The organism is Microvirga pakistanensis (assembly GCF_004458765.1).
GTDB classification, from domain to species: domain Bacteria; phylum Pseudomonadota; class Alphaproteobacteria; order Rhizobiales; family Beijerinckiaceae; genus Microvirga; species Microvirga pakistanensis.
Genome location: NZ_SPJX01000369.1, coordinates 1 through 223 on the forward strand (window position 1 = coordinate 1; position 223 = coordinate 223).

At 66.4% G+C, this 223-nt stretch carries 1 protein-coding gene; it reads right to left on the bottom strand.

Annotation, left to right across the window (positions count from 1 at the left end; translation table 11 throughout):
- The coding region (locus E4K09_RS18545) for a heavy metal-binding domain-containing protein (protein WP_342211325.1) at positions 1 to 96 on the bottom strand (96 nt) is incomplete at its 3' end.
- Between the last annotated feature and the right edge of the window lie 127 nt (positions 97 to 223).

Genomic DNA, 223 nt, shown 5'->3' on the forward strand with positions numbered 1-223 from the left:
GCCCAGAATGGCCTCGCCCGAGACGATGCCGCGATAAGCGGCGATCCGGCGTCCTTCGATGGTAGGCGTGGTGGTGACGATCATCAGGGTCTCCATGGCTGGAGACCCTGAGGTGGGGATTGGTTCTCAGTGGCGGAAGTGGCGGTGACCGGTGAACACCATGGCAAGGCCCGCCTCGTCGGCGGCCTTGATCACCTCGTCGTCGCGCATGGAGCCGCCGGGC